This window comes from Salipiger marinus (assembly GCF_035481585.1).
In the GTDB taxonomy this organism is placed as follows: Bacteria; Pseudomonadota; Alphaproteobacteria; order Rhodobacterales; family Rhodobacteraceae; genus Salipiger; species Salipiger marinus.
Window position 1 is genome coordinate 1 of the sequence record NZ_JAYKSL010000095.1, and the last position, 667, is coordinate 667.

The window sequence follows — 667 nt, forward strand, 5'->3', positions numbered from 1 at the left end:
CAAAGGCGCCCTCCAGCCGCATCAGCGCGCCATGGGCCGCCTCAACCGGGGTCTTGCCGCTGTCGAGCAGGTGACAGACCAGCATGGCCACGGTTTCGGTGTCGGTGTCGCTTTCCGGCTGCAGACCGGCCTCGCCCAGTTCGGCGCGCAGGTCGCGGAAATTCTCGATGATGCCGTTATGCACCACCGAGACCCGGCCCGCGCGATGCGGATGGGCGTTGCGCGTAGTGGGCGCGCCATGGGTGGCCCAGCGGGTGTGACCGATCCCCGCCTTGCCCGCCAGCGGCTCGTGCACCAGCAGGTCCGAAANCGCGCGATGCGGATGGGCGTTGCGCGTAGTGGGCGCGCCATGGGTGGCCCAGCGGGTGTGACCGATCCCCGCCTTGCCCGCCAGCGGCTCGTGCACCAGCAGGTCCGAAAGATTGACCAGCTTGCCCACGGCGCGGCGACGGTCCAGATGGCCGTCATTGACTGTGGCAATGCCCGCGCTGTCATAGCCGCGATATTCCAGCCGTTTCAGCGCCTCGACCAGAATAGGGGCGACCTCATGTTCGCCCAGAACGCCGATGATCCCGCACATGGGATTTACTCCTTGCCAATATTTGCTTTTTTCGCCCGCAGCGCGTCGCGCAGCCGCGTGGCGAAGCCCGGCTTCGTCACCTGTCTT

The 667-nt window shown here is 66.8% G+C and carries 1 protein-coding gene; it reads right to left on the reverse strand.

Features of this window, described 5'->3' with window-relative positions; genetic code table 11:
* On the reverse strand, window positions 1-580 hold a 580-nt coding region (locus VK682_RS27290), incomplete at its 3' end, for a class II glutamine amidotransferase (RefSeq protein WP_324783004.1).
* Window positions 581-667: the final 87 nt, after the last annotated feature.